General features: G+C 65.9%; 3 protein-coding genes. All 3 read left to right on the top strand.

The annotated features are described in order from the left end of the window. The coding region (locus ACRDUX_RS38960) for an Mce/MlaD family protein (RefSeq protein ID WP_526422582.1) at positions 1-1,088 on the top strand (1,088 nt) is incomplete at its 5' end. Further along, positions 1,088-2,245, top strand: a complete 1,158-nt coding sequence (locus tag ACRDUX_RS38955) for a virulence factor Mce family protein (protein WP_526422580.1) — start codon at positions 1,088-1,090, stop codon at positions 2,243-2,245. The genes ACRDUX_RS38960 and ACRDUX_RS38955, both read left to right, overlap by 1 nt. 3 nt (positions 2,246-2,248) lie before the next feature. Continuing rightward, a partial coding sequence (locus ACRDUX_RS38950) for an MCE family protein (protein WP_526422578.1) occupies positions 2,249-3,289 on the top strand: 1,041 nt, incomplete at its 3' end.

Genomic DNA, 3,289 nt, shown 5'->3' with positions numbered 1-3,289 from the left:
TCAACAAGACGTTGAACAGCCTGTCGGAGGCGTTGACGACGCTGAACTCCGGTCGCGGCGACTTCTTCGGAGTGATCAAGAGCCTCGCGCTCTTCGTCAACGCGCTCCACAAGAGCGATCAGCAGTTCGTCGCACTCAACGACAACCTCGCGCAGTTCACGAACTCGTTCACGAACTCCGACCGCGAGGTGGCCAACGCCGTTCAGGACCTGAACCAGCTGCTCACCACGACGCGGGGGTTCCTCGACCAGAACTCGACGGTCCTGACCAAGGATGTCAACAACCTGGCCGAGGTGACCAACGCGATCCTGCAGCCCGAGCCGCTCAAGGGCCTGGAAACCGGTCTGCACGTGTACCCGAACCTGGCGGCCAACATCGTCAACATCTCCTCGCCCAACGCGGGCGGCATCGTCGGTCTGCCGACCATCAACCAGTTCGCCAACCCCATGCAGTTCCTGTGCAGCTCGATTCAGGCCGGCAGCCGGCTCGGCTACCAGGACTCGGCGGAGCTGTGTGCGCAGTACCTGGCGCCGGTCCTCGACGCCATCAAGTTCAATACGTTGCCGTTCGGCCTGAACATGCTCAGCACGGCGATGACGCTGCCCAAGCAGATCTCCTACTCCGAACCGCGCCTGCAGCCGCCGCCCGGGTACAAGGACACGACGGTGCCCGGCATCTTCTCGCGCGACACGCTGTTCTCACACGGCAACCACGAGCCGGGCTGGGTCGTGGCACCCGGTATGCAGGGCGTCGAGACGCAGCCGTTCACGCAGAACATGCTGACGCCCGAGTCGCTGGCCGAACTCATGGGTGGGCCCGACATCGCGCCGCCGCCCGCTCCGTACGCGTTCGGCGTCAACGACGGCAGACTGCCAGGCCCGCCGAACGCCTACGGCGAGAACAGCCCGCTGCCACCGCCGTGGTACCCGCAGCCCGGTCCGCCGCCGGCACCGGCGCCCGGTGTGATTCCCGGTGATCCGCTCGCGGCGATCACCCCTGCCGCGCCTGGGCCTGCCGCCGGGCCGGCGCCCGCCGACGCGCCAGCGCCGCCAGGACCACCGTTGCCCGCTGAAGCAGGAGCTGGCTGATGCTGAAGCTGAAGCGCTTGAAGCTGAGGACCGTCGTCAAGCGGGGCGGGGTACTGCTCGCCGCGGGACTGATCCTGACGTCGTGTGGCTGGAAGGGCATCGCGAACGTGCCCGTGCCTGGGGGTGCTGGCTCGGGTTCGGACAACATGACGATCTACGTTCAGATGCCGGACACGTTGGCGCTCAACGTAAACAGCCGCGTCCGGGTTGCCGACGTGTTCGTCGGTAGCGTGCGGGCGATCGAGCTGAAGAACTGGGTCGCGACGCTGACGCTGGACGTCCAGTCCAATCTGAAGCTGCCGTACAACACGTTGGCCTCGATCGGCCAGACGTCACTGCTCGGCTCGCAGCACGTCCAACTCGATCCGCCGAAGGACCCCTCGAGTCAACTGTTGAAGAGCGGTGACACCATCCCGCTCGACCACTCGAGTTCGTTCCCGACGACCGAGCGAACGCTGGCGAGCATCGGCACCATCCTGACCGGTGGCGGCATTCCGAACCTAGTGACCATCCAGACCGAGGTCGCCAACATCCTCACCGGACGCGGCGATCAGATCCGCGAATTCCTCGGCAGGCTGGACACTTTCACGGCTTCGCTCAACGACCAACGCCAGGACATCACCCGTGCGATCGACTCGACGAACCGACTGCTGGCCATCGTGGCGCAGCGCAACGACACCCTGGATCGCGTGCTCACCGAGTTCCCGCCACTGATCAAGCACTTCGCCGACACCAGGGACCTGTTCGCCGACGCGGTGACCGCCCTCGGGCGCATCAGCAAGGCCACCGACGATGCGCTGTCACAGGCGAATCCGGACATCCACGCGAACCTGCAGAACCTGCAGCGGCCGCTCGTCCAGCTCGGCAAGGCGTCGCCGTACCTCCTCGGCGCGCTGAAGGTGATCGGAACTGCACCGTTCAGCATCGAGAACGTCCCGAAGGCGATCCGCGGTGACTACATCAACGTATCGCTGAACGTCGACCTGACACTGTCGGCGATCGACAACGGATTCCTCAGCGGCACTGGGGTGTCCGGCATGCTGAGGGCCCTCGAACAGTCGTGGGGTCGCGATCCGAGCACGATGATCCCGGACATTCGGTTCACCCCGAACCCGCACGACGCGCCAGGCGGACCGCTGGTCGAGAGAGGTGAGTGAGCGATGCTGACTCGCTTCATCAAGATTCAGCTGATCATCTTCACGATCCTGACGATCATCGCGCTGGTCGTGCTGGGCTGGTATTACCTGCGGCTACCGAGCGTGGTGGGGATCGGGCAGTACAAGCTCTACGCCGACCTGCCGCGGTCCGGTGGCCTGTACTCGACGGCCAACGTCACGTACCTGGGCACCCAGATCGGCAAGGTCACCGAAGTCGTGCCCACCGAGCGCGGTGCGCGGGCCACGATGAGCATCGACAGCGACATCAAGATCCCTGCCGATGCGACGGCGAACGTGCACTCCGTGTCGGCGATCGGCGAGCAGTACCTCGACCTGGTGTCGACGACGGACACGCACGGCAAGTACCTGTCCCCTGGCACGACGATCACCAACAGCACCGTGCCCAGCGAGGTCGGCCCCGCGCTCGACGCCGCCAACAACAGTCTTGCCGTGCTGCCGAAGGACAAGATCGACTCGCTGTTGACGGAGACGTCTCAGGCCGTGGGCGGGCTGGGTCCGGCGCTGCAACGCCTCGTCGACTCCACGACCGCGATCGCCAGCGACTTCAAGGACAACCTGGGTCCGGTCAACGACGTCATCAACAATTCGACGCCGATTCTGCAGAGCCAGGTCGACTCGGGTGACGCCATCTCCCGGTGGGCGGCCAACCTGAACACCATCACATCGCAGACGGCGGAGCAGGATCAGGCGTTGCGCAGCGGTCTGCAGCAGGCCGCTCCGACGGCCGATCAGCTCAACGCCGTCTTCGGCGACGTGCGCGATGCGCTGCCGCAGACGCTCGCGAATCTGGCGATCGTCACCGATCTCCTCAAGCGGTACCACGCGGGCCTCGAGCAGGCGCTGGTGATCCTTCCGCAGGGAGCGACCGTCGCGCAGGCCGCGACGGTCTTCCCCGGCGAGGGCCTCCTGCACGTCGGGCTGTCGCTCGGCCAGCCGCCGCCATGCCTCACCGGCTTCCTCCCGGCTTCGGAATGGCGTGCGCCCGCCGACACCACGACCAAACCGCTGCCCGACGGGTTGTAC

It is taken from the genome of Mycobacterium sp. (genome assembly GCF_050701675.1).
Classification (GTDB): Bacteria; Actinomycetota; Actinomycetes; order Mycobacteriales; family Mycobacteriaceae; genus Mycobacterium.
Note: the sequence above shows the minus strand (reverse complement) of the source record. Positions and strands in the feature narration are given on the sequence as shown.